The organism is Pelagibius sp. CAU 1746 (assembly GCF_039839785.1).
In the GTDB taxonomy this organism is placed as follows: domain Bacteria; phylum Pseudomonadota; class Alphaproteobacteria; order Kiloniellales; family Kiloniellaceae; genus Pelagibius.
Genome location: NZ_JBDOQT010000001.1, coordinates 1,928,263 through 1,952,923, shown reverse-complemented (window position 1 = coordinate 1,952,923; position 24,661 = coordinate 1,928,263). Strand labels below are relative to the sequence as shown.

At 67.2% G+C, this 24,661-nt stretch carries 22 protein-coding genes; 9 read left to right on the top strand and 13 right to left on the bottom strand.

Annotated features, from left to right (window positions below; translation table 11 throughout):
* Positions 1-28 precede the first annotated feature (28 nt).
* Together AAFN88_RS09185 and AAFN88_RS09180 are read left to right on the top strand one after the other, a co-directional pair.
* Positions 29-754, top strand: coding sequence for a DUF2161 family putative PD-(D/E)XK-type phosphodiesterase (locus AAFN88_RS09185; protein ID WP_347519984.1), 726 nt, complete (start codon positions 29-31; stop codon positions 752-754).
* Complete coding sequence (locus AAFN88_RS09180; protein ID WP_347519983.1) at positions 751-1,206, top strand: GNAT family N-acetyltransferase; 456 nt, start codon at positions 751-753, stop codon at positions 1,204-1,206. The genes AAFN88_RS09185 and AAFN88_RS09180 overlap by 4 nt, the downstream gene beginning before the upstream one ends.
* Positions 1,207-1,215: 9 nt before the next feature.
* Here AAFN88_RS09180 and AAFN88_RS09175 read toward each other — a convergent pair whose 3' ends face one another.
* The 3 genes from AAFN88_RS09175 to AAFN88_RS09165 all read right to left on the bottom strand — a co-directional run bounded on the left by AAFN88_RS09175 (position 1,216) and on the right by AAFN88_RS09165 (position 3,712).
* A complete protein-coding gene (locus AAFN88_RS09175; protein WP_347519982.1) occupies positions 1,216-2,124 on the bottom strand; it encodes a ribokinase in 909 nt (302 codons plus the stop codon).
* An 87-nt stretch (positions 2,125-2,211) separates the two neighbouring features.
* Entirely contained in the window at positions 2,212-2,649 is a 438-nt protein-coding gene (locus AAFN88_RS09170) for a globin domain-containing protein (RefSeq protein ID WP_347519981.1), read from the bottom strand.
* A 385-nt stretch (positions 2,650-3,034) separates the two neighbouring features.
* Positions 3,035-3,712, bottom strand: coding sequence for a LysE family translocator (locus AAFN88_RS09165; protein WP_347519980.1), 678 nt, complete (start codon positions 3,710-3,712; stop codon positions 3,035-3,037).
* A 134-nt stretch (positions 3,713-3,846) separates the two neighbouring features.
* Between AAFN88_RS09165 and AAFN88_RS09160 the strand changes: the two genes are divergently transcribed.
* Positions 3,847-4,665 carry a DUF2189 domain-containing protein gene (locus AAFN88_RS09160; protein ID WP_347519979.1) on the top strand — a complete coding sequence of 273 codons (819 nt, stop codon included), beginning with the start codon at positions 3,847-3,849 and terminating at the stop codon, positions 4,663-4,665.
* 118 nt (positions 4,666-4,783) lie between these two features.
* On the opposite strand, the gene AAFN88_RS09155 is transcribed toward AAFN88_RS09160, so the two are convergent.
* The 4 genes from AAFN88_RS09155 to AAFN88_RS09140 form a co-directional block, all read right to left on the bottom strand.
* On the bottom strand, positions 4,784-5,299 hold the full coding sequence (locus AAFN88_RS09155) for a hypothetical protein (RefSeq protein WP_347519978.1): 516 nt from the start codon (positions 5,297-5,299) through the stop codon (positions 4,784-4,786).
* Positions 5,296-6,399, bottom strand: a complete 1,104-nt coding sequence (gene mtnA, locus AAFN88_RS09150) for an S-methyl-5-thioribose-1-phosphate isomerase (RefSeq protein WP_347519977.1) — start codon at positions 6,397-6,399, stop codon at positions 5,296-5,298. Before mtnA ends, AAFN88_RS09155 begins: the two co-directional genes overlap by 4 nt.
* A gap of 96 nt (positions 6,400-6,495) precedes the next feature.
* On the bottom strand, positions 6,496-7,020 hold the full coding sequence (locus tag AAFN88_RS09145) for an arsenate reductase ArsC (protein ID WP_347519976.1): 525 nt from the start codon (positions 7,018-7,020) through the stop codon (positions 6,496-6,498).
* Positions 7,017-7,364 (bottom strand): helix-turn-helix transcriptional regulator, encoded by a 348-nt coding sequence (locus tag AAFN88_RS09140; RefSeq protein ID WP_347519975.1) that lies wholly within the window; start codon positions 7,362-7,364, stop codon positions 7,017-7,019. The genes AAFN88_RS09145 and AAFN88_RS09140 overlap by 4 nt, the downstream gene beginning before the upstream one ends.
* Before the next feature lie 130 nt (positions 7,365-7,494).
* Here AAFN88_RS09140 and AAFN88_RS09135 point away from each other — a divergent pair, with 130 nt between their 5' ends.
* Both AAFN88_RS09135 and AAFN88_RS09130 read left to right on the top strand, forming a co-directional pair.
* Positions 7,495-8,712, top strand: coding sequence for an acetate/propionate family kinase (locus AAFN88_RS09135; protein WP_347519974.1), 1,218 nt, complete (start codon positions 7,495-7,497; stop codon positions 8,710-8,712).
* Entirely contained in the window at positions 8,709-9,605 is an 897-nt protein-coding gene (locus tag AAFN88_RS09130; RefSeq protein WP_347519973.1) for a TIGR01459 family HAD-type hydrolase, read from the top strand. The genes AAFN88_RS09135 and AAFN88_RS09130 overlap by 4 nt, the downstream gene beginning before the upstream one ends.
* Before the next feature lie 91 nt (positions 9,606-9,696).
* Here AAFN88_RS09130 and AAFN88_RS09125 read toward each other — a convergent pair whose 3' ends face one another.
* The 6 genes from AAFN88_RS09125 to bhcR all read right to left on the bottom strand — a co-directional run bounded on the left by AAFN88_RS09125 (position 9,697) and on the right by bhcR (position 19,070).
* Positions 9,697-10,305: a hypothetical protein gene (locus tag AAFN88_RS09125; RefSeq protein WP_347519972.1), complete on the bottom strand. Its 609-nt coding sequence runs from the start codon at positions 10,303-10,305 to the stop codon at positions 9,697-9,699.
* 146 nt (positions 10,306-10,451) lie between these two features.
* Entirely contained in the window at positions 10,452-11,882 is a 1,431-nt protein-coding gene (locus tag AAFN88_RS09120) for a hypothetical protein (protein WP_347519971.1), read from the bottom strand.
* A gap of 30 nt (positions 11,883-11,912) precedes the next feature.
* Positions 11,913-13,265 carry a TfuA-like protein gene (locus AAFN88_RS09115; RefSeq protein ID WP_347519970.1) on the bottom strand — a complete coding sequence of 451 codons (1,353 nt, stop codon included), beginning with the start codon at positions 13,263-13,265 and terminating at the stop codon, positions 11,913-11,915.
* Positions 13,262-14,536, bottom strand: coding sequence for a YcaO-like family protein (locus AAFN88_RS09110; protein ID WP_347519969.1), 1,275 nt, complete (start codon positions 14,534-14,536; stop codon positions 13,262-13,264). Before AAFN88_RS09110 ends, AAFN88_RS09115 begins: the two co-directional genes overlap by 4 nt.
* A gap of 6 nt (positions 14,537-14,542) precedes the next feature.
* Entirely contained in the window at positions 14,543-17,893 is a 3,351-nt protein-coding gene (locus AAFN88_RS09105; RefSeq protein ID WP_347519968.1) for an adenylate/guanylate cyclase domain-containing protein, read from the bottom strand.
* A gap of 364 nt (positions 17,894-18,257) precedes the next feature.
* Positions 18,258-19,070: an HTH-type transcriptional regulator BhcR gene (bhcR, locus tag AAFN88_RS09100; protein WP_347519967.1), complete on the bottom strand. Its 813-nt coding sequence runs from the start codon at positions 19,068-19,070 to the stop codon at positions 18,258-18,260.
* Positions 19,071-19,355: 285 nt separating this feature from the next.
* On the opposite strand from bhcR, the gene gcl reads away from it, so the two are divergent.
* The 4 genes from gcl to AAFN88_RS09080 all read left to right on the top strand — a co-directional run bounded on the left by gcl (position 19,356) and on the right by AAFN88_RS09080 (position 24,630).
* Positions 19,356-21,158 (top strand): glyoxylate carboligase, encoded by a 1,803-nt coding sequence (gene gcl, locus AAFN88_RS09095; protein WP_347519966.1) that lies wholly within the window; start codon positions 19,356-19,358, stop codon positions 21,156-21,158.
* A 113-nt stretch (positions 21,159-21,271) separates the two neighbouring features.
* Positions 21,272-22,069: a 2-oxo-tetronate isomerase gene (gene otnI, locus AAFN88_RS09090; RefSeq protein WP_347519965.1), complete on the top strand. Its 798-nt coding sequence runs from the start codon at positions 21,272-21,274 to the stop codon at positions 22,067-22,069.
* A gap of 43 nt (positions 22,070-22,112) precedes the next feature.
* Complete coding sequence (gene glxR, locus AAFN88_RS09085; protein ID WP_347519964.1) at positions 22,113-23,027, top strand: 2-hydroxy-3-oxopropionate reductase; 915 nt, start codon at positions 22,113-22,115, stop codon at positions 23,025-23,027.
* 277 nt (positions 23,028-23,304) lie between these two features.
* Positions 23,305-24,630 (top strand): adenylate/guanylate cyclase domain-containing protein, encoded by a 1,326-nt coding sequence (locus tag AAFN88_RS09080; protein WP_347519963.1) that lies wholly within the window; start codon positions 23,305-23,307, stop codon positions 24,628-24,630.
* Positions 24,631-24,661: the final 31 nt, after the last annotated feature.

The window sequence follows — 24,661 nt, the reverse complement described above, 5'->3', positions numbered from 1 at the left end:
CCGCGACTCCGGGCGGAAGGCTAAACTCGTGGGCGTGACCATCGCCCGCGAAGAAGATCTCTACGAACCGGTGAAGGCCTTCCTGGAAGGCCAGGGCTACGCCGTGAAGGCGGAGGTGCGGGGCTGCGACCTGGTCGCCCGGCGCGGCGAGGAGCCGCCGGTCATCGTCGAGCTGAAGAAGGCCTTCAATCTGGCCCTGCTGCTGCAGGGCGTCGACCGCCTGAGCCTGAGCGAGCAGGTCTACCTCGCCTTCGGCGCCCCGGCCAGGGCGCTGACCTGGCGGCGCGACCGCAAGAGCGTGCTGAAGCTCTGCCGCCGCCTCGGCCTCGGCCTGCTCATGGTCCACCCGTCGAAGAACCTGGTGGAGCCTTTGCTCGACCCCCTGCCCTACCAGCCGCGCCTCAACCGCAAGCGCCAGGCTCTGCTGCTGAAGGAGTTCGCGCAGCGGGTCGGCGACCCCAACACCGGCGGCCAGACCCGCCGCCCCATTGTCACCGCCTACCGCCAGAACGCCTTGCGCTGCGCCGTCCTGCTGGACGCGCAGGGACCGACCAAGGCCGCCGAGGTGGTGCAGGGTGCCGGCGTGAAAACGGCGGGCACGATCCTGCAGCGCGACGTCTACGGCTGGTTCCGGCGGGTCGAGCGCGGCATCTACGCGCTCTCGCCCAAAGGGCGGGAAGCCCTCACGCTCTATGCCGACGTGATCGACGAGCTGAACGGCAAGCCCGGCAAGCGCAGGGGCCGCGGCGGGTGATCCGCTTTCGTCCCCTCGCCGATGCAGACCTGCCGATGCTGCTGGACTGGCTGCAACGGCCCCACGTGAAGGAGTGGTGGGACGACGGCGACGACACCTTGGAAAAGGTCTGCGCACACTACGGCGCCCGGGACGGCACCAGGCGCTTCATCGCCGAGCGGGAGGGGGTGGCAATCGGCTACTTCCAGTACTACCGCAATGGCGCGGGCGAGATCGGCTGCGACCAGTTCCTCGCCGGCCCGGAGAGCCTCTCGCACGGAATAGGCTGCGCCTGCCTCGAGGCCTTCATTGATCTGATCGCCGCCGCCGAAGCTCCCGCAACCATCCTCGTCGACCCGCACCCTGACAATGCGCGCGCCATCCGCTGCTATGAGAAGTGCGGCTTCCTGAGCGACGCGGAACGCTCATCGCCGGCGCTCTGCTGCATGACCAAGGTTCTGCCGGAAAGCTGAAACGGCCGGCTAGGCGGGGTAACTGGCCAGCGCCTCCGCGATCTCGCGCTGCGCCGGCAGGCTGGACTGGGCGCCCAGATGCCGGCAGGCAAGTCCGCCGGTAACGATGCCCTGGGCCAGACAGTCTTCCATCGCCCGGCCCGCCTCCAGCGCCGCCGCGAAGCCGCCGACGAAGGCATCCCCCGCCGCGGTGGTGTCCACCACCTCCACCGCCAGCGCCGGCAGGCGCCGCGATCCCGCCGCGCCATAAGAGGCCACGCCCGCGCGCCCCAGGGTGACGATGCAATGGCTGACGAAGTCGGCGGCGAGGCGCGCTCCGACGTCCTGCGGATCGCGCTCGGCGAGGCCGAGTTGGCCCGCGAGTTGCGCGGCCTCGGTTTCGTTGACGATGAGGACGTCGACCTGGCGCAGCACCTCCGCCGGCACTGGCCCGGCAGGCGCCAGGTTCAGCACCACCTGCGCCCCCGCCTGCTTGGCGAAGGCCACCGCCTCCCAGTTCTCCAGGTGCGGAACCTCCATCTGCAGCAGCAGCACATCGCCCGCCTCCAGGCCGGCCCGGCGAAGCTGCGCGGCCCGGGTCTCCAGGTTGGCGCCGCTGGCGACGATGATGAGGTTCTGCCCCGCCGGATCGACGCCGATGAAGGCGCAGGCGGTGCGCCCCTCGCGCTCGGCGATGGCGGCGAGGTCGACGCCCTCCTCGCGCAGGCTCCGCAGGGCGGTCTCGGCGAAGGCGTCGCGGCCCACCGAACCGACCATGCGGACCGCCGCCCCGGCGCGCGCGGCGGCCAGGGCCTGGTTGGCGCCCTTGCCGCCCGGCACCACCGTATAGTCCGGCCCGATCACGGTTTCGCCGGGCCCGGGCAGTTGCGCCACCTGGCAGACGAGATCGGCGTTCAGCGATCCGAAGACGGTAATCATGGGGCGGCCCGCTCGCGGTCAGGAAGGCGCTGACAGTATCGCCGCCCCGTCGCGCGTTCAAGCCGCCGCGCCGCAGGCTGCGCAGGCTCAGACAGCGACCCCGCGCGGCCTCTGCGCTTCCTCGGCGGCGGAAATCATGATGCTTGAAACCTGCCCGTAGGCCTCGCGCCACGCCTCCTCGACGTCGTGCGTCCAGTCCTCGCCGAGAGCGCGGCGCAGGGTCCACAACAGGGTAGCGCCGACCACCTTGTAGTGGTGCGGGCGCACGCCGTAGCCCACATGGCGGCGTCCAAGTTCCGCCAGGGTTGGCTCCAGCGCCTCCAGCCGGTCCAGGCTCGCCACCGCGAGGGCCAGAGCGCGCAGCAGCTTGGCACGCTGGGCCGCCATGTCGCTGTGCACGAAAAGCAGTCTAAGCGGCGGATCGACCTCGAAAAGGCGGTCATAGAACAGCTCGGCGACGGTGTCGCCGGCAGCGGCCGCCTGCTCCCAGGTACGGCGGATCAGCAGTTTCTTCTCAGGCGTCATGTGTCCGGGTCCTCGCGAAAAGGCATGGAGGTCTCGCGCAGCCGCCCCGCGGACAGCCACCTTCCTGGGTCGCCCGCCGGCTGGAAAAGGTTCACCCGGAAATTTCGGCGGTACGGCCCTGGCGGCGCCGAGGCGATCGAAGCCTGGCCCACTGCGAGGAAGCTCTACAGCACCCCCTGGCCCGATGTTCGTGGATTAGGGCAGTTCGCTTCTCATGGCGAACAGCATTCAGGTGTGAGGAAATCACCCCCACCCTAGCCCTCCCCCATCCAAGGGGGAGGGAACTGTGTGGTGAGGCCGCCATTTCGTCCCTCCCCCCTCGATGGGGGGAGGTTAGGAGGGGGGTGGGGCTACGGCCACGCCGTAACCTGCACCACGGAGCGCCTTACCGCGTCGCCACGGCGACGCCGGCGCCGATGAGCAGGCCGCCGGTGACCCGGTTCAGCCAGGTGAGCGCGCGAGGGCTTTTCAGCATCCGCCCGGCTCGGGCCGCCAGGTAGGCATAGAAAGTCAGCACCGTGAAAAGCACCAGGGTGACCACGGCGGAGAGCGCCGCCACGTCAGGGACGGTCAAAGCCGCAACGTCGACGAAGGTCGGCAGCAGGGCGCCGTAGAAAATGATGACCTTGGGATTCCCCAAGGTGACGAAGAAGCCGAGAGCGGCCGAGCGGTGCAAAGGAACCCTCGACGTCGCCGCCTCCTGCCCGGCGGCTTCCATTCGGGGCAAATCGGCCCGGCTGCGCCAGGTCTTCACCCCCAGCCATATGAGATACGCGGCACCGAGGATCTTCACCGCCAGGAAGAACTCGCCCATGACGGCGGCCAGCGCGCTAAGGCCCAGGATGGCCAGTACCAGAAAAAGGAGATCGCCCAGCACCAGCCCGGCGATGGTCGCCAGGCCCGCCTTCATCCCGCCGGTCAGCGCCCGCGCCACGACCATGAGGAAACCCGGCCCCGGCGAAGCGGCGAGCAGGAACATGGCGAGCGTGAAGGCCAACAGGGTTTCAAGCGACATCGACAGCATCATGGTGGCGGGGATCCCCAGAGGTGGTTGCAGCGCCAATCGTAGCAGATCGCCCCCTTGTCGAGGTAGAGGCTTTGGCAGCGGCGCGGAATTGGCCATAATCGCCTCGAGGAACCGAAGCCCCGGGGCGGAGAACCGCCGCAGGAGAGGGCCTGGAACAGGAGGAACGCCTCATGTCGGGCGAGGAACACACCAATCCCCCCGCGCAAGCGGGCGAAGACTTGCCCAAACCCGCCCCGCGGGTGCTGACCATCGCCGCCGGCGACATCGTCGACGCCCTGGACCTGGGCCTGCGCGATTTCCGCGCGGCGCCGCTCTACGGGCTCTTCTTCGGCGGCATCTATGCCGTCGGCGGCATGCTCATCGTGCTGACCGCCTCGGCCCTGCAGATGAGCTACGTCTCCTATCCCCTGGCGGTCGGCTTCGCCCTCATCGGCCCCTTCATCGCCGTCGGCCTCTACGAGGTGAGCCGGCGCCGCGAGAAGGGCGAGCCTCTGCAGTGGGGACCGGTCCTGGGTGTCATCTTCGCCCAGCGCCGGCGCGAGACCGGCTGGATGGCCTTCGTCACCCTCTTCATCCTGGTCATGTGGATGTATCAGGTGCGCGTGCTGCTGGCGCTCTTCATCGGCCTGCACGCCCCCACCACCTTCAACGGGTTCCTCGATGTGGTGGTCGGCACGCCGGAGGGCCTGATCTTCCTCGGCATCGGCCATGTGGTCGGCGCCTTCAACTCCCTGGTGCTCTTCTCGCTGACCGTCGTCTCCTTCCCGCTGCTGCTGGACCGGGAGGTCGACTTCGTCACCGCCATGATCACCTCGGTGCGCGCCGTCTTCACCAACCCCAAACCGATGATCGGCTGGGCCTTCATCATCATGGTGCTGCTGATGATCGCCATCGCGCCCTTCTTCATCGGCCTCTTCATCGCGCTGCCGATCCTGGGCCACACCACTTGGCACCTCTACCGCAAGCTGGTGGCGCCGGAGGGCGGCTGAGCCGCCCCTGCCTCGCCCTTCGAGACGCGCTAACGCGCTCCTCAGGGTGAGGCACTCTTTCTCCACCTCATCCTGAGGAGCCGCCGCACGGCGGCGTCTCGAAGGATGGCCCACATACTCAGTCGATCAAGCCTCGTTCGCGCAGGACCGGTTCCATCACGGCGTAACTGCGCATGCCCGGCTGGCCGCAGTTCTGGTGAGCAACATAGGGCAGGTCGCCAAATTTATCGGAGACAACATCGCTCCATTCGTCCAACACGACGACAAGATCGTCACCGATCTCTTGCTTGAACGCCAAGAGATCAATCGGTTTGAGAAAGGCCGTGGTGACCCACACCGCTGTCCAGGTTTTCCGCTCTTCGCCTTGGTAAGTCGTGGTGACGCGGAAGGTGATCTCCACCCGGTGGCTGACAATAGTCGGATCACTCGAGTTCCACTCGGGATAGCGGTAATCAACGGGTTGACCACGAAAGATGACCTCCGCCCCGTTGAAGTAGTTTTCGTAGAACGGCTTGTCCGCTTCGTAAGGCTCATCGAACATGCAGGCCCTGACTGGGCTTGCTTGCCCGGTCGTAATCACAGCCACCAGCAGGACGCCAGCAAAGCATCGAGCGAGAGTAACACCCTTCGTCATCCCTTCCCTGCCCCCTCCGGAAACAGCTTCGCCAACCCTTCCGGCGAGGCCTCGGCGATGCCGCGCTCGGTGATGAGGCCGGTGACGTAGCGCGCCGGGGTCACGTCGAAGGCGTAGTTGGCCACGGGGCTGCCCGCCGGCGTGATGGTCACCGTCTCGATGGTGCCCGCCGCCGTGCGGCCGGTCATCTGCGAGACCTCCTCGCCGCTGCGCTCCTCAATGGGGATCTCCTTCACGCCGTCGTGCACCGTCCAGTCGATGGTCGGCGAAGGCAGCGCCACGTAAAAAGGCACGCCGTTGTCCCGGGCGGCCAGCGCCTTCAGATAGGTGCCGATCTTGTTGCAGACGTCGCCGCTCGCCGTCGTGCGGTCGGTGCCCACAATACAGATGTCCACCTGGCCGTGCTGCATCAGGTGCCCGCCGACGTTGTCGGCGATCACCGTGTGGGGCACGCCGTGGCCCTTCAGCTCCCAAGCCGTGAGTGAGGCGCCCTGGTTGCGCGGCCGGGTCTCGTCGGCCCAGACGTGGATCGGGATGCCTTCCTCGAAGGCCATGTACATGGGCGCCGTCGCCGTGCCCCAGTCCACCGTCGCCAGCCAGCCGGCGTTGCAGTGGGTCAGGATGTTGACCGGCGCGCCTGCCGGCTTCCTCTCTGCGATCTCGCGGATCACCTTCAGGCCGTGGCGGCCGATGGACTGGCAGATCTCCACGTCCTCGTCGCAGATCTCCGCCGCGCGCTTGTAGGCCGCGGCCAGGCGCGCCTCGCGCGGCAGGTTGGCCAGGGTGGCGCGCATCTCGTCCAGGGCCCAGCGCAGGTTCACCGCCGTCGGCCGGGTGGCGTAGAGCAGCTTGTAGGCGCGCTCGAAAGCCTCGTCGCTCGCGTCCTCGCGCAGCGCCAGGCAGACGCCATAAGCCGCCGTGGCGCCGATCAGCGGCGCGCCGCGCACCAGCATGGCCTTGATGGCGTGGGCCGCCTCTTCCACCGTCTTCAAGGTCACGGTCTCGAAGCGGTGCGGCATCCGGGTCTGGTCGATGATCTCCACCGACCAGCCGTCGTCGTTCAGCCAGATGGTTCTGTAGGGCTTGCCGTCGACCTTCATGCTGCGTCCGTCACCTCTCGTCGTCCGGGAGGCGACATCCTAAAGGCCGAACCTCGCGCTGTCATCCGGCGCCGGGAACGGCCGGCCCTTATGGCTTCAGGCGGATTGCACCGGGGCGCCGCCCAGCTCCCGCAGACGGCGCCGCAGGCTCATCCTGTCCAGGGCGGCGACCGGCAGGTTCACGAAGACGCCGATGCGATTCTCGATCTGACCGTAGACCTCGGCGAAGGCCTGGCGCTTCTGTGCTTCCGGTCCCGCGACGGCGGCGGGATCGCGGAACGGCCAGTGCGCCGTCACCGGCTGTCCCGGCCAAACAGGGCAGACCTCGCCGGCGGCGTTGTCGCAGACCGTGATGACGAAGTCCATCCGCGGCGCGCCGGGCGCGGCGAACTCATCCCAGGACTTGCTGCGCAGCTCGCCAGTCGGGTGGCCGAGGCTGTGCAGCAGATCCAGAGCGTAGGGATTGACCCGCCCCGTCGGATGGCTGCCGGCGCTGTAGCCCTTGAACCGCCCTTCCCCGAGACGGTCGACGATAGCCTCGGCCATGACGGAGCGCGCCGAGTTGCCGGTGCAGAGAAAGAGGACGTTGTAAACCTTCCCGGTCTCATTCTCCGAGATCATGCCGTTTCCCCCTTGCGCCGGGCCGTGTTGTTGCCGGCCAGGCCGTCACAGATTTCCGGGCGCCCATGGCAGCAGTCGTCCAGCAGGAAACCGACCAGGCCGCGCATGGCCGCGAAGTCGGCGGCGTAGAGGATCTGGCGGCTTTGCCGCCGCGACACCAAGAGCCCGGCACGTTCGAGTTGGGCCAGGTGGAACGACAGAGTCGCCGGCTGCACGCCGATCTTGCGGGCCACCTCGCCCGCCGGCAGTCCGGCCGGGCCCTCCCGGACCAGCAGGCGGAACACCGCAAGGCGGGTCGGCTGCGCCAAGGCCGCCAGGGCCTGCGTCGCCCGGTCTTCTTGCATGGTTTCTTCCATATTTTGATAATCGTTTAAATATCAAAATATGGCAAGCCCCTTCCGGAAGCTTTATGACGAGGGCCAACAAGGAAGGCGGCAGGGGAAAGCGGGGCCGCCGCAGGGGAATGGAGTACCGATGCCGCAAAATGATGTGATTCTCGTCGTCAACGCCGGCTCCTCGAGCATCAAGTTCTCGCTCTATCCGGCGGCAGAAGACGGCGCGCCAGGGTACGGTGAGCCCCGGGGCGGCGGCCTCATCGAAGGCATCGGAGTCCACCCACAGTTCAAAGCGGACATCGGGGACAAGACCTTCAAGGACGGCTGGCCCGACGGCGCCGGGCTGAACCACGAACACTTCTACGGCTTCCTGCTGGACTGGCTGGCCCGCGAAGCGCCCCACTGCGCTGTCGCCGCGGCCGGGCACCGCGTGGTTCACGGCGGCACCGCTTTCGCCGCGCCGGTCGTGGTCGATGCCGAAGTGCTGAGCGCCCTGGAAGAACTGGTGCCGCTGGCCCCTCTGCACCAGCCGCACAATGTCGCCGGCATCCGGGCGCTGAGCGAACGCGCGCCGGATATTCCTCAGGTCGCCTGCTTCGATACCGCCTTCCACCGCTCGATCCCCGCCCGCGACCAGCTCTACGGCCTGCCTCTCTCCCTCGCCGATCAGGGACTGCGGCGCTACGGGTTTCACGGCCTGTCCTACGAGTTCATCGCCGGGGCCCTGCCGCACTACGATGCCGAGGCCGCCGCCGGGCGCACGGTCGTCGCCCACCTAGGCAACGGCGCCAGCCTCTGCGCCCTGCAGGACGGCCGCAGCCGGGCCTGCACCATGGGCTTCTCCACCCTCGACGGCCTCATCATGGGCACCCGCTGCGGGGCTATCGACCCCGGCGTGCTGATCTATCTGCTGCGCGAGAAAGGCCTGGATGCCGACGGCCTGGAGAAGCTGCTCTACAAGGAGTCGGGCCTGCTCGGCCTCTCGGGGCTCAGCGCCGACATGCGCGACCTGCTGGCCAGCGGCAAACCGGAAGCCCGGCAGGCCGTGGAGATGTTCTGCGACCGCGTGGCCCAGCAGGTCGCCAGCCTGGCGGCCATGCTGGGCGGCCTCGACGCCGTGGTCTTCACCGCCGGCATCGGCGAGCGCTCGGCCCCGATCCGCGCGGCCATCTGCCAACGCCTCGCCTGGCTGGGGGCGGAGCTCGACACCGCGGCCAACGAGGCCGGCACGGCGCGCATCGCCGCCGCCGGCAGCCGTCTCGGCCTGTGGGTCGTGCCGACCGACGAGGAAGCCATGATCGCCCGCCACACACGCCGCTTGCTGGCCGGCAGCCCAGCGGAAACCGCGCGCGCATGACCGCACAGCTTCTCGACGGCCTCGCGGCCGTGGCCTCCCGCTACGACGCCTTTCTGCTGGACCAGTTCGGGGTGCTGCACGACGGCACCGACGTCTATCCCGGCGTGCTCGGCTGCCTGGAGGCGCTGAAAGACGCCGGCAAGCGGGTCGTTATCCTCTCCAACTCCGGCACCCGGCGCGAGGCCAACCGCGCGCGCCTGGCCCGCCTCGGCATTCCCTGCGACCTCTACGAAGACTTCATCACCTCCGGCGAGGTCACCCGAAGCTATCTGAGTTCGGCGCCGGCGGAGCTTCGGGCAGAGGATTCGCACGGCGGCGCCCTGCGCTGCCTGCCGCTCGGCGCCTTGAGCGGCAGCGCTTCGGAACACGCCATCCTGGCGGGATTGGACATCGCGGAGGCCGCCGGCGTCGAGGAGGCCGACTTCGTCATGGTGGCGAGCTTCGGCCAGGAGCCGCCGCCGCGCGACGCCTTCGACACCGTGCTGGCCGCGGCGCGGCAGCGCGGCCTGACGCTGGTCTGCGCCAACCCCGATGTGAAGGGAGTGAGCCGCAAGGGCCTGATCCACGCTCCCGGCGCGGTGGCCGCCAGCTACGAGGCCGCCGGCGGCAAGGTGGTCTACATCGGCAAGCCACACCCGCTGATCTACCGCCATGTGCTGCAGAACCTGGCGCCGGTCCCGCATGCCCGGGTGCTGGCGGTAGGCGACTCGCTGTCGCACGACATCGCCGGCGCCCAGGGCGTCGGCATTGCCTCGGCCCTGGTGGTCGAGGGCATCCACCGGGAGGAACTGGGCGATCCGGAGCGGTCGGCAGCCTTCGAAAGCCGACTGGCCGCGCTGGAACGGCACTACCACGCCCAGGCCGACTACGTGCTGCGCTGCCTTTCCTGGTAGGCAGCAAGAAGGCGCGGCCGCCGAAGCAGCCGCGCCCTCTTGGGAATAGGCTTTTCGCGAATATCGGCCAGGGAACCCTGGCGGCTGAGGCCTAGCGGCTCTTGAAGCGGCTGCGCATGGCCAGATCGGCGCGTGCGGAGAGATCGGCCCGGGCCGAAAGATCCGCGCGCGAGGACATATCCGCCCGGCCGGCCATGTCGGCACGGGTGGTAAACTCGCCGGCGGTCATGTTGCTCGCGTTGCCGATGGCCGCATCCAGCAGAATCTCCTCCAGCCAGCCGGTGGCGACCTCGATGCGGACGGAGAAGTCGACCTTGTCGTAGCCCCACATCTTCACGTCCTTGAGGAACTTCTCGCCCATCATCTCGACGCCGAACTCGCTCATGGTCGGATCGTTGACGTTGATCGACTCGCCAGGGCCATGCACCAGGAAAACGTAGGGCGCGTCCAGCTTGTAGTAGCTGCCCTCGTAGGAGAAGCCATAGATGCGCGCGAGCTGCGGATCGTCGTTCGGGCTCAGCTTGCTCGCCAGGGTGCCGCCCTTTCCGGGCCCGCTCTGGCTGGCCATCTTCTTCAACCAAGCGGTATCGACACTGAGGCCGTCGAACAGCCGCCCAAAGAGCCTGATCTGCGATGAAGACAGAATCGAATCGTCGAAAATCGAAGCTCCCCCCGCAGGGCGTTTGCCACCTCTTGCCATCTTCCCCTCCTCGTCGTCGAAGCTCCGGCGCCGCGAATCCGCCGAGCTTTCTCCCCGGTTAAATTGAAAAAAGTCGAACGCGGCGGATCATAACACCGCTGTATCGAGTAACAAGTATGCTACCTCATACTAACGTGTGGATTACCTCACAATTGCATACGGAATTTGTGGTTGAACATACCGTACACACGGGCGTAGGCATCCGGATCGTCCAGCAGCGCCTCCGGCGCAGCGGCCGCCTGCGGTGACGCCCCGCGCCGGCGCAGCCATTTCCAGCGCGCCAGATAAGGCGCGGAGCGCGGCGGCGGCGCCTCGCGCAGCGGTGCGGAGTGCAGGGGAATGCCGCGTTCCTGGAAATTCTCCGCGAAGGCCCGCAGATTGGCGCCCTGGCCGATCTCAGCCATGACGTCCAGAAACGTCTCCGCGAAGTTCGCGTAACTCATATGCGCGGGCGAGAGCCGCTGCCAGGTCGCCGCCAGAGCGTAGCCGGTAACCTCCCGCGCCTCGATCAGGGATTCGATGAAGGCGTCGCGATTGCGCGCGACGGCGCCTTCATGCACGCTTTGAAATCCGGCGAGACTGCTCTCCACGCCTTCCCGGTCCCAGCCGCGCGGGTCCATTTCCGGAGGGATGACGCCACGGCGCGCCAGCCCGTCCTGATAGATCTCCACCAGGTTGTCGAACACCGCGCCGGTCAGCGGCTGCGCCAGGTGATGGCCATTGCGGTCCTGGCCGCTGGGGTCGATCCACTCACCCTCCGGCGACAGCCGCAAGGTGGCCAGGTCGTTCATGTGGGTCTCGTTGCAGGCGATGCGGATCTGCTCGTTGCGCCCCAGTTCGCCGACGCGGTTCAGCCAGTTCAGCACATAGAGATTGCCGCCGGTTTGGTCGATCAGGTCGTCCAGCATGGACTCGAAATGCAACGAGGAGACCAGCGCCACCATGTCGGACATGGACTCGTGGAACGCCAGGAACTGCGGCGTCAGGCTGTCGAAACCGGGGATGCCCATCTCCGAGAACAGCAGGGTGTGCCCCACCTCGTGCGCCAGGACATCGAAGTTCAGCGCGAAGGGGTGATAGGTGCCGGCTTGGTTCACCCGCCCGCCGGTTTCGATGAAACCGATTCCGGCGTGGGCGTTGTCCCAGTCGACCTCGGGCACCAGTTCGACGACGAAGCCGTCGCTCGGATCGTACCAGGCGACCGTCCTGCCCAGGTAATTCTCCCAGATGTCGAGGACGAAGCGCACCGAGCCGTACATATGCGCGGCGAGGAACTGACGGCTGCCGACGGGGATGTGATCGAAATGGCCGTCGGCGCCGGGGCGCGCCGGCGGAAAGACCGGGCCCTGGTAAGGCGGCATATAGGGAAACTCATAGGGCGCCGCCTTGCCGGCGGCATCGACGACGCGCATGGCGCCGTCGAAGGGACCGGCGGCGATCGACCCCGGCCGCGGCGACACGCGGACCGTCTCGGGTTCGGAAAAGCCCTCCAGCTCCGGCATCTGCGCGAACAGCCGGAAGCGGGTGCCCTCGGCGACGCCGGCGACCTCCTCCAATCCGTCCCACAGCATGGTCATGCCACATCCCCCAAGAAGAACCGGCCTGTTCTAACGCGACTCCCCGGCAAGCGCCAGATAGGCCCGCTCGCGCGCCAGGGCGTCAAGCAGGCTCTCGGCATCGGCGAAGCCCATCTCACGCGCCGCCTGCGCGCTATCCCGCGGCGCGGCGCGGCCCAGGCGGACCTCAAAATACCAGTCAACCAGGGGCTGAGACGAGAGCGCAGAGGGGGCAGTGTGTCCCTCGCCCGCCTTCTCGAGCCTTTGCCGCTTGTCGCGGGCGCGTGCGGCGAGCGCCGGATAGTGGCCCTCGCTGCGCAGCACGTCCAGCAACGCCGCCGCCAGGGCCGGACCGGCACTCTGTGCCCGGCTTTCCACGGCCGACTCGTAGGACAGCAGCCGATCCAGCCCCTCCCGGTCGAGATCGCAGTCCGCCGCCCAGGCCTCCAGCGCCGCGCGCGACATCAGGCCATGACGCCGCCGCAGCCGGTCCAGGGCCGCGCGCCGCGCCCCATCGTCGATTGGCGGCGCGGCCTCGGGCACCTGCAGTTGCAGCCGCAAAACCGCGAGGCGGCGCAGCGCCGCATGGAGATCGGGATCGAGGTAGAGTTCCTCCAACACCCGCGCCTCTTGCGCCGCGACGGGAGCGGCGGCGTCCGCGGACTGCTCGACGAACTGCGCCCAGAGGCTGGTGCGCTCGAAGACGAAGGCCTCGCGCTCGGCCGGCGGCTCCAGCCCGCTTTCGGACAGAGCCTCCAGCAGCGCCCGGGCATCGGCACGCTTCTGCGATATCCGCCCTTGCGGCAGCCAGGCCGTCAGGGCCGCGGCCACCGCCGGCTCCACCTCCAGTTCGTCCATGACTTCGGGCAGGGCGGCGAAGCTGCGCTCGCGGTAAAAGCGGCGCTTGAAGGCGGCGACCAGGCCGTCGCGCAAATCCTGGCCGATGATCCCGTCGCGCGCCGCCGCCGCCAGGGTCTCGCGCAGATCGACCATGGCGTCCGACAGCGCCGGGTAGGCCAGCTCCGCCGGCCCGTGAATCACCGCCACCTCGTCGTCGTCCTCGAAGAGTTCGCTGTCGTAGGGCGCATAGGTCCCGACCCGATAGGCCTCGTAGATCTTGCCGACGCCGATCATGCCGTGACGCTGCAGCTCGGCGGCGCGCAGCGCCCCCATGCTGGCGGCGCCGTAAACCGGAATGCCCTGGTCCAGCGCCCAGAGAATTTCCTTGTGCCAGACCGAGGGCACATCCTGGAAGTAGCCGTCGATCACGGCGATGGCCTGTGGCCGGCGCTGCTGCACGAGGCGGTAGATGTCGCCCTGGCGCACCGGCGGACGGTAGTCCGCATCGAGAATCTTCTCCGCCTCGGCGCGCGGCAGGCTGGGGCCGAGGAACACCGCCGTCATGACCAGTCCCCCTCCCCCAAGCCGCAAGCGAGGGCGCGCAGGCCGGGGCGATAGTCGCTGCCGGCGCCCTGATAGGCACCTTCCAGACCGGAAGCTACGACGCGGACCACCGGCAGGCCGACCTCGGGCTTGGTGAGGTCGACCGCCACGACCTGCGTGATGCCTTCGGCGGCCAGGCGGTCCAGCACCCGTTCCAGATCGCCGGCGACGGTTTCGCCGCTGAGGTTGGGAACGTCGTCGAAGCGGCGGCGCGGGGGGTCGGACAACCACAGCCTGGCGGTGCGGTTGCGCGCCAGCTTGGCCGCGCTGTCATAGGACTCCGGCACGTAGTCGTCGCGCGAGCCGGCGATCCGGGTGGTGCGCGACTGCGCGGCCTCCGTCAGGGCGCGCAGCAGGGCGACCTCCCGGTCGGGATGGCAGCCGGCGCCCAGCTCCGCTTCCACGGCGGTGTCGCTGCGCTCGGCCACCGCGCAGCAGAAAACCGGCACGCCCAGATCGGAGGTCACGTCCCAGAGGCCGATATCCAGGCCGGCGCGGGCGTAGTGCGCCAGCAGCGTGCGGCAGCGCACCGAGCCGACACTCTCCGGGTCCAGCTTGGCCGCGGCCCGCGCGCCGTCGCCGCCGAGGCGCCAAAGGCTGAGCGCGTCGCGCTCGATCAGCTCGCAGAGCGCGTGCAGCGCCGCCTCGGTGAAGGTGTTGCCGGAGGCCAGGCCGTTGGTGTTGGCGGGAAAGGCGAAACTGCCCTGGGGTTGCGGCAGGGTGTAGTTGGTGGAAACCAGTTCCAGCGGTACCCAGAGCGGTTCGCCGCCGGCCAGCGGCGCGCCCTCGATCCAGAGGATCTGCTGCGCCGGGTCGAAATCGCCGAGCCGAGAGCGCGGCAGTCCCTCGACCTCGATCACCCGGTGTCCGCGGCTCAACTCGTCGTAGGAGACCATCTTTAAAGGGGCGGTAATGGTCTCGCCGTGCCAGGTCTCCGCCGCCTCCATGAAAGCCGAGACCTTCGCCTCCAGCGGTGTCAGGCCCTTGCCCTGGGAGACCGCGATGGAGCGCGACAGCGGCCGGCAGGCCATGTAGACGGGGATGCCGATGCAGTCCAGCCCGGTAACGTTGGCCAGCCGCGTGATACCGATGCGCTCGGCCAGCGGCAGGAAAGCCTCCAACGTCTCTTCCGGACTGCGGCAGCGGTGGGTGCCGCCGCGGTAGGCCTTGGCAGACTCCCTAGCCGCCTCGGGGGGCACGCCGGCGCGGCGCCGTGAGACCGAAGCGTCCATCGGCACTCAACTTTCCCAGCGCCGGGCGGTCGCCAACAAGGCCCTGGCGGCGGCATAGTCGGGCGTTCCCGCCATGGCTTCCAGCCCCTGCAGGCGCGTCTCCAGAGTATCGCAGGCGTCGTCGATGCGGCCCTGGCTGCGCAGCAGGCCGGCCAGGCTGGTTGCGGCGCGCAGCGCCAGGGTGCGGGCGCCCTGATCGCTCGCCAGGTCCAGCGCGCTGCGGTAAGCGGAGACCGCGGGTTCCGGGTCGTGCGGCATGCGCAACTGCAGCAGGTAGCCGACGCGGCGGCGCAGCTCGGGCAGCCAGATTCGCAGGCCCATGGCCTCGAACTCCGCCTGGGCCGCCGTGGTCTCCTCCAACGCTTCGTCGATGCGCCCGTTCAGCGCCAGCACTTCGGCGAACATATCGTAATAGACCGGAAAGTCCTCGCGCGTGCCGATCAGTTTCTGGCGCTCCAGCCCCTCGCGGATCTCCGTCAGTCCCTTGGAAGGGTTGCCCAGCCGCGCGTTGGCCCAGCCGGCAAAGACCAGGGCCTTGGCACGGTGGTCGGTGAAGCCCTGTTCTTCGGCGAAGGCGATCATCTCCTCGGCGATGCGCAGCACCTCCGCTGCATCGCGGCGGTAGAGGCGATGCATGATGGTGATGTCCTTGTGGTGCATCCAGCTGCCGCCGTGTCCGAGGGTCTCCATCCAGGCCTGCGCCTGGCGCTCCGACTCCAGGGCCTCCTCCGGGCGGCCGAGCAGCCAGTAGACCAAAGACCGCTCGCCATGGCCGCAGACCTTGGCGTCGTGGTTCCCGTAGAGCGTCGCATGAGTGCGGTAGTCGCCCTTCTCGTAGAGATCCAGGCCGCAGTCGATGTGCTCCAGGCAGCCCTGGAAGTCGCCGCGGTTGAAGTGCGAGGCCCATTGGCAGTGATGCGCCTGCAGCAGCAGCGCCTCGTCCTTGCGCGCGCCGGCGCGGGTCAGCAGCTCGTCGGAGCGCTTGTTCATTTCGTTGAAGTCGCGCGACAGACGCCACCAGCCCCAGTAGACCGGGAAGTGATCCTCGGACTCCGGCAGGCTGCGGCACAGCTCGTAGCCCTTGGCGTAAATCTCCTCCACCTCGCTGGAGCCCGGTCCGTGCAGGGCGATCAGCGCCGGGCCCAGGCGGATCAGCACCTGGAGGCGCAGAGCCTGGGTCTGCGGCGTCTCGCGCAGCTGATCCAGGGCGTCCAGGCCGCGGCGCAGGTGGTGCACCGCCTCGACGATGGCCGAACGTGCCAGGCTGATACGCCCCGCCTGCAGCCACAGCTTCGCCGCTTCCTCGTGGCTGCCGCCGGCGGAAAGATGGTTGGCCAGCAGATCGGGCCTGTCCGTTTCGATCTCCGGCACCAGCTTCTTGAGCGCCGTCGCCGTCGAGGAATGCAGCCGCTGGCGTTCCTCGCGCAGCAGCGAATCGTAGGCCGCTTCCTGCACCAGGCCGTGCTTGAAGACGAAGGTCTCCTTCCCGCGCTGGTCGATCTCCCGATAGATCAAGCCGGCATCGGAGAGGGTCACCAGCGCCGACTCCAGATAGGCGGCGTCGAAATCGCCGACCTGGGAAATCATCTCCCGCGTAAAGGAACGGCCGAGCACGGAGCCGACCCGCGCCACCATCTTCGCCTGACCGACGCGGTCAAGCCGCTCCATGAGCGAGTCCTGCAGCGAGATCGGAATGGCCGAGCCGGCGCGGCGCTTCGGCTTGCGCCCCTTGGCCGACTGCTCGAAATCCAACTCCACGACGCTCTTGGTCAGCTCCTCGACGAAAAGCGGGATGCCGTCGGTCTTTTCGACGATCTCGCTGACCACGGCCTTGGTGAGCGAGGTTCCCTGGGCGAGGCTGGCGATCAGCGCCTGAGTGTCCTTCACCGGCAGGCGGCCCATCTCCAGCCGCGTCACATGCGGCAACGACTCCCAAAGCGCATAGCCGCTCTCACGCGACGTCACGATGACGTAGATCCGTTCATTCGGAATGACGTCGATCACCCGGTCCAGCAGTTCGATCGAAGTCGGGTCGAGCCACTGGAAGTCGTCCACCACCAGGACGATGGGGCACTCGCGGCTGCGCGAGACGAGGTTGTCGACGATGGCCTGAAGAAGACGTTCGCGGTTCTGCTTGGCGGCGGTCTGAGACTGCGGCTGGTCGATGGAGACGGGTGAGAGCAAGTCGGTGAAAATGTCCAGGCGCGCCTCGCGTTCCGGCCCGTCGCCCATCACCACCTTCTCCAGCTTGTGGCGGATGGTCGCCGCGCTGTCGCCGGGGTCGATATTGGCCAACTGGCGATAGCGCTGGATCAGGGGATGAAGCGGGCTGTCCTGGTTGTACGGCGTGCCCTGATAGGTCTGCACCATGGCTTCGTCGCTCACCTCGCGCAGAAACTGGTGCACGAAGCGCGACTTGCCGATGCCGGGCTCCCCCGTGATCATGATCACGCGGCCGGTCCCGCCCTTCACTTGGCGCCATTGACGGCGCGCCAGGTCGAGCTGATCGCTGCGGTCGGCGAAGGAGGTCTGGGACCAGCGCCCGAAGGTTACGGCGGCGCGGTCGCCCTGACGTTCGCCCAGCAAGCGCCAGATGCGTACCGGCTCGGAAATGCCGTGGAACTCCCGCCGGCCGAGATCCTCGAAATCGAACTCATCCTGCGCCAGGCGGTAGGTCACGTCGGCTACGACGATCTCGTTCGGCCCCGCCGTGCCCTGAACGCGGGCGGCCAGATTGGGGGCGATGCCGATGGCCGGCTGCTCCACCGCGGCGCCGGCGCCGATCAGGTCGCCGACGATGACCACGCCGGAAGCGATCCCGATGCGCACCGCCAACTGGGTGTCGGCCGGCAACTGTAGCTGCCCGATGCCTTCGGTGATGCCCAAGGCGGCGTGCAGTGCGTGGACCGGCGCATCTTCGTGCGCCATGGGATAGCCGAAGTAGGCCAGGATGCCGTCGCCGACGAAGCGCGCGATATATCCTTCGTGGGTGCCGATGATGGAGGCGCAGAAGTTCTGATAGCGGCGCACCACGTCGAGCAGATCCTCGGCTTCCAGACGCTCGGACAACACCGTAGAGCCGACGATGTCGCAGAACATCACGGTGAGGTGGCGGCGCTCGGCGGGCACCCGGTCCCCGGGGGCCGCCTGGGCGAGAGCTACGGCGGGCCTGGACCCCGCCGTCGCCAGAGACTGCGCCGCGCGCAGCAGCCGCTTGCGTTGACCCAGCGTCAGGCCGAGCTGGCGCAGATCCTCCTCGGTCAGCTCCGGAATGAGTTCGAGATCGACGTCGTTTTCCTCGAAGACCTCCGCAAGTCCGCCCAGGCCGATCGCCGTCAACCAGCGTCGAATGGCCATCGCCGCGCCCCTCTCTCCCTGCGGAAGCGACCGGGCGATCCCCGTCCCGCACCCTGCGGCCCGCACCGCCGCGCGACCGGCTGCCGCCTCCGCCGTCTGCAACCGCAAGTCGGCCGCCGCCCGCCCGCCCGGCAAGCGCCCTCACGCGCGGAATTGCTGAAATGGATGCGTGCCAAATCTGCCTCCCCCTTCGAGCCTCTATACTACTCCGTTGGAAAAGCCGTCGACGTGTTTTCTGTCACATTCCGGAGAGAATACAAAGCGATGCAGCCGCACCACGAAATACCTCGGCCAAACATGCGCGCGATGCGAGAAATCCGCGATTCCGGCAGGCTCCGAAACCGGGCGGGCTCCGAGGGTGCCGCTAGGGCACCACGCCGCCGATCTGCTCGGTGATTTCCTTGGCCGCCTGAACCACCCGCGCGCCCAGTTCGCCCAGCCGGGTCTCGGTCACCCGGACCGAGGGACCGGAAACGGACACTCCGGCAATGACCTCGCCGTGCTCGTTGTGAATGGTCGCCGCCACGCAGCGCATGCCGACGGTATGCTCCTCGTCGTCGACGCCCCAGCCGCGCGCGCGCGTCTTCGCCAACTCGGCCCGCAGCGCCGTCGGATCGACAATGGTCTTGTCGGTGAATCGCGGCATTCCCTTGCGGTGCAACAGGGCGGTCAGGGCCGCATCGTCGATTTCCGCCAGCATGGCCTTGCCGACCGCCGAAGCATGCATCGGCGCGCGCCGGCCGGGGCGGAAGAAGGCGCGCATGGGGGCATGGCTCTCGAACTGGGTCACGTAGACCAGCTCGTTCTGATCCTCCACGGCCAGGTTGACGGTCTCGCCGACATCCTCCATGAGGCGGCGCATGACCGGGCGGCCCAGGGTGACGAGGCGGCGGTTGCGCAGGAAAGCATTGCCGACGTTGAACGCGCCGACGCCGATCACCCAGACGCCGTACTCCTCGTCGAAGTCGGCGAAATGGCGCTGCTGCAAGGTGGTCAGCAGGCGATGAGTGGTGGAGGGCGCCAGGCCTACGGATTGCGCCAGATCGGTCAGGGTCATGCCGTCGGCCCCGGCCAGGCGTTCCAGGATTGAGAGGGCCCGGTCGAGCGACTGGACCTGCCCGCCCCCCTTGCCGGCGTCTCGCTTGGCGCCCCGGCTCTTCGCGGCGGTTCTCGGCATGATGAGCGATTCTCCCTTCCCTCGGCAGGCGCAGCATAGAGGGCAAAGCCCAAAGCTGTCAGCAGGCACGTCGCCCGCCACGCCTCAGGTATCTTTCGGTATCCAATTCCATTTTATAGTCCATAAAATACCACTGAAATACAGGATTTTCACAGCGGTCACGATTATTATTCCACGATACGGAATATAATTCCGTTTTCATTGACATATGGTATACCACCTGACATCCTCACGGCTCCAGCGAGACTCAGCATTCGATCAGGAAGTTTGGGCGGAGGAGAGACGATGACCCTGATGACCGCAGCAGAAGCCGCCGTTCGCGTGATGGAGAAGGAAGGCGTCAGCGTCGCCTTCGGGGTTCCCGGCGCGGCGATCAACCCGCTCTACGCCGCCATGAAGAAGCGCGGCACCCTGGACCACGTGCTGGCGCGCCACGTCGAAGGCGCCTCCCACATGGCCGAGGGCTACACCCGCGCCACGCCGGGCAACATCGGGGTCTGCATCGGCACCTCGGGACCGGCGGGCACCGACATGATCACCGGGCTCTATTCCGCCTCGGCCGATTCCATTCCCATCCTCTGCATCACCGGACAGGCGCCGCGCGCCAAGCTGAACAAGGAGGATTTCCAGGCCGTCGACATCGAATCCATCGCCAAGCCGGTCACCAAGTGGGCCATCACCGTGCAGGAACCCGCCCTGGTGCCGCGCGCCTTCCAGCAGGCCTTCCACCTGATGCGCTCAGGCCGGCCCGGCCCGGTCCTCATCGACCTGCCGGTCGACGTGCAGATGGCCGAGATCGAGTTCGACGACGAGACCTACGAGCCCCTGCCTGTCTACAAGCCCGCAGCCAGCCGCAAGCAGGCGGAAAAGGCGCTGGCGATGCTGAACGCGGCCGAGCGCCCGGTGATCGTCGCCGGCGGCGGCATCATCAACGCCGATGCCGCCGACCTGCTGGTCGACTTCGCCGAAGTGACCGGCGTGCCGGTGATCCCGACCCTCATGGGCTGGGGCGCCATCGCCGACGACCACCCGCTGATGGCGGGCATGGTGGGCCTGCAGACCAGCCACCGCTATGGCAACGCCACCTTCCTGCGCTCCGACTTCGTCTTCGGCATCGGCAACCGCTGGGCCAACCGCCACACGGGCTCCATCGAGGTCTACACCAAGGGCCGCAAGTTCGTGCACGTCGATATCGAGCCGACGCAGATCGGCCGCGTCTTCATGCCCGACTACGGCATCGTCTCCGACGCCAAGGCGGCGCTGGAGCTCTTCGTCGAGGTGGCAAAGGAATGGAAGGCCGCCGGCAAGCTGAAGGACCGCGGCTCCTGGTCGCGCGAGTGCGAGCACCGCAAGAAGAACATGCTGCGCAAGAGCCACTACGACGAGGTGCCGCTGAAGCCGCAGCGTGTCTACGAGGAGATGAACGAGGCCTTCGGCCGCGACACCTGCTACGTCACCACCATCGGCCTGTCGCAGATCGCCGCGGCGCAGTTCCTGCACGTCTACAACCCGCGCAACTGGATCAACTGCGGCCAGGCCGGCCCGCTGGGCTGGACCCTGCCGGCGGCACTGGGCGTGCGCAAGGCGCGCCCGGAGCAGGAGATCGTCGCGGTGTCCGGCGACTACGACTTCCAGTTCATGATCGAAGAACTGGCCGTCGGCGCGCAATTCAAGCTGCCTTACATCCATGTGGTTGTGAACAACGCCTATCTGGGCCTCATCCGCCAGGCGCAGCGCGGCTTCGACATGGATTACAACGTCCAGCTCTCCTTCGAGAACATCAACACGGCGGATCTCGGCGAGTACGGCGTCGACCACGTGAAGGTCGCCGAGGGCCTGGGCTGCAAGGCGATTCGCGTGAAGAGCCCCAACGAATTCAAGGAAGCCTTCGACGAGGCCCACCGGCTGATGCAAGAATTCCAGGTGCCGGTCGTGGTCGAGTTCATTCTGGAACGGGTCACCAACGTCTCCATGGGCACGGAGATCGATGCCGTGAACGAATTCGAGGAGACGCTGTGCCTCGATCCCACGCTGGGTCCCGACGGCCTGCCGAACGACAGGCAGCCGGAATTGGCGCCCGCCGAGTAGCCCGCCGCAAAAAGGGCTTGCCGTTCCGGCGACAAAGGCTATTCACCTGGCTATCATCAAGTTCCGCCCGCCCGGGACCGGCAAGCTGTCGAAAATTCAGGAGGAGTTCAAGAATGCCTAAGTTCGCCGCCAACCTGTCGATGCTCTACAACGAGCACGACTTCCTCGACCGCTTCGCCGCGGCCGCGAAAGACGGCTTCCAGGGCGTCGAATACCTCTTCCCCTACGCCTTCGGGAAGGACGCCTTGGCCGAAGCGCTGAAGGCCAACAATCTGACCCAGGTGCTGCACAACATGCCGGCGGGCGACTGGGACGCGGGCGAGCGCGGACTGGCCTGTTTGCCAGACCGCGTCGGGGAATTCCAGGACGGCGTGGGCACCGCCATCGACTACGCCAAGGCCCTGGGCTGCACCCAGCTCCACGCCATGGCCGGCCTGCGCCCCGAAGGCGCCGATCCGGACGAAATCGACCGCACCTACATCGACAATCTGCGCTTCGCCGCGGAGAAGACCAAGGAAGCCGGCATCAAGCTGCTGATCGAGGCGATCAACACCATCGACATTCCCGGCTTCTATCTCTCGACCTCGGCGCAGGCGCTCTCGGTCATCGACACCGTCGGATCGGACAACCTTTACTTCCAGTACGACATCTATCACATGCAGGTCATGGAAGGCGATCTGACCCGCACCATCGAGAAGAACCTGGCCAAGATCCCCCATATGCAGCTGGCCGACAATCCGGGTCGCCACGAGCCGGGCACTGGCGAGATCAACTACGGCTTCCTCTTCGATGCCATCGACAAGATGGGCTACAAGGGCTGGATCGGCTGCGAGTACAAGCCCAAGGCCGGCACCTCGGAAGGCCTCGGCTGGCTGCGCCCCTATCTCTCCGCCAGCGCCGCGGCGGAATAAGCCGCGCGCCTGCAAAAAATTCGAGCGAAAGGAACGGAAAGTCATGGCAAAGATCGGATTCATCGGCCTCGGCATCATGGGCGCGCCCATGGTCGGCCACCTGCTGGACGGCGGGCATGAGGTCACCAGCACCGTGCACCGCACCCCGGCGCCGGACGAGCTGACCGGCAAGGGCCTGAAGCTGGTCGACAGCGCCAAGGCGGTGGCCGAGGCGAGCGACATCATCATCACCATGGTGCCCGACACCCCGCAGGTCGAGGCCGTGCTGTTCGGCGAGAACGGCGTCGCCGAGGGCCTCTCCAAGGGCAAGCTGGTGATCGACATGAGCTCGATCTCGCCCATCGAGACCAAGGTCTTCGCCCAGAAGATCAACGAGGCGGGCTGCGACTACCTGGACGCGCCGGTCTCCGGCGGCGAGGTCGGCGCCAAGTCGGCTTCCCTGACCATCATGGTCGGCGGCACGGAGGCGGCCTTCGAGAAGGCCAAGCCGATCTTCGAACTGATGGGCAAGAACATCACCTTGGTCGGCCCCAACGGCGTCGGTCAGACCACCAAGGTCGCCAACCAGATCGTCGTCGCCCTGACCATCGAGGCGGTGGGCGAGGCCCTGGTCTTCGCCTCCAAGGCCGGCGCCGACCCGGCCAAGGTGCGCCAGGCGCTGATGGGCGGGCTCGCCACCTCGCGCATCCTGGAGATCCACGGCGAGCGCATGATCAAGCGCACCTTCGATCCGGGCTTCCGCATCGAGCTGCACCAGAAGGACCTCAACCTCGCCCTGCAGGGCGCCAAGGCGCTGGGCGTCAGCCTGCCCAACACGGCGACCGCGCAGGAGCTGTTCAACGCCTGTGCCGCCAACGGCGGTTCCGCCTGGGACCACTCCGCCATGGTCAAGGCGCTCGAACTCATGGCCGCTCACCCGGTCGCAAAAGATTCCGCCGCCTCTGCTGCGGCGGAATAGTAGGGGGACTTCTCCAAGTAGTCCTTCCCTGTGCCTTCGACTGAAGCCCGCCGGCGCCCACCGGCGGGCTTTTTTCTTTGGCGCCCGATCCCACGAAGCGCCTTGCCGCGGAAGGAGCAAAACGTCAAGCTTGCAGCCAGAAGAAAACCGCAGATGCAAACGCGCGCGCGGAAGGAGAAACCGGGCCTCCTCCTCGCTTCGTGGACAGCTTCGGGTGACGCCAGGCAATGGCGCGGCGATCCAGGGTTCTCATAGCGATGCAAGGAGGGCCAATGCGATGAAACTGGAGGACTTCTTCAATCAGCACAACATCATCGACCTGAGCTTCTTCAATTTCCGCAACGCGATTACGGCCTGCTACTTCGCCAACGAGGATCTGCAAGTCTTGAAGGTGAACGAAAACTTCAAGAGCTTCTTTCCCATCCTCGGCAACGTCACCAACGCCTACTTCCCCGACGTGCTGGAGCAACTGGGCGTCCCCGGCGCCCAGATCGAAAACTTCGTCACCAACCTGAACGGCGAAGGCTCAATCCTCATTCCCGAAATTCACATCCGATTGGACGGGGAGGACCGGGTATTTTCCCTGCTGTCCACACGCACCACGGACGATGTCTTCTCCTATCTCAACGGCGTCCAGGGCCAGTTCGTCGACCGCACCGCCGAGTGGCAGTTGAAGCGGGAACGGGAGGACCTGCTGGAACAGAAGATCCGCGACCGCGAAATCATCGAAGAGAAGAGCCGACAGCTCGAAAACCTCGCCACCCGGCTGGCCAAGTATCTCTCGCCGCAGATCTACCAGAATATCTTCTCGCAAACCGACGAGCAGTCCAGCGCCTATACCCGCAAGAACCTGACGATCTTCCTCTCCGACATCGTCCAGTTCACCGACCTGAGCGATACCCTTGAGCCCGAACGCCTGGCCAAGGTCGTGAACTCCTACCTTTCGGAGATGGCCTCCATCGCGCTCGATTGCGGCGGCACCATCGACAAGTTCATCGGCGATGCCATCCTCGTCTTCTTCGGCGACCCGGAAAGCGAGGGAGAGGCCGAAGACGCGCTGCGCTGTGTGGAGATGGCGCTGCGCATGCGCGCGCGGGCAGCCGAGCTGCAGAAATACTGGCGCAAGCTCGGCGTGACCCAAGGTCTGCATCTGCGCATGGGGATTGCCACGGGCTTTTGCACGGTGGGCAACTTCGGCTCCGAGCAGCGCCTCGACTATACGGTGCTCGGCAGCCCGGTGAACCTGGCCTCGCGCCTGGAAGTGGCGGCCAAGCCGGACGCCATTCTGGTGGACGAGGCCACCCACAGCTTGATCCACGGCCACGTTCGCTGCACGGCCGTCGAGCGCATCACGCCCAAGGGCTTCACCCGCCCCGTCCAGGTCTACCAGGTCGACGACTTCCTCTCCGAAGAGCACCGCAAGCTGCGCCGCCGCCTGTCGCGCATCGGCGAGCGGGTCGAGGTCAATGTCATCGACAGCTCGGATATCCGCGCTGCCATCGAGGAACTGCGGCGCATTCAGGAGGAATTCGAGGTGCAGTTCGCCGAAGGCCAGCGCGGCATCGAGACGACAACGGTTGGCAAGGAGCGCCCGGGCGACTAATCAGAAGGGGATGACCTATCCCAACCTGAAG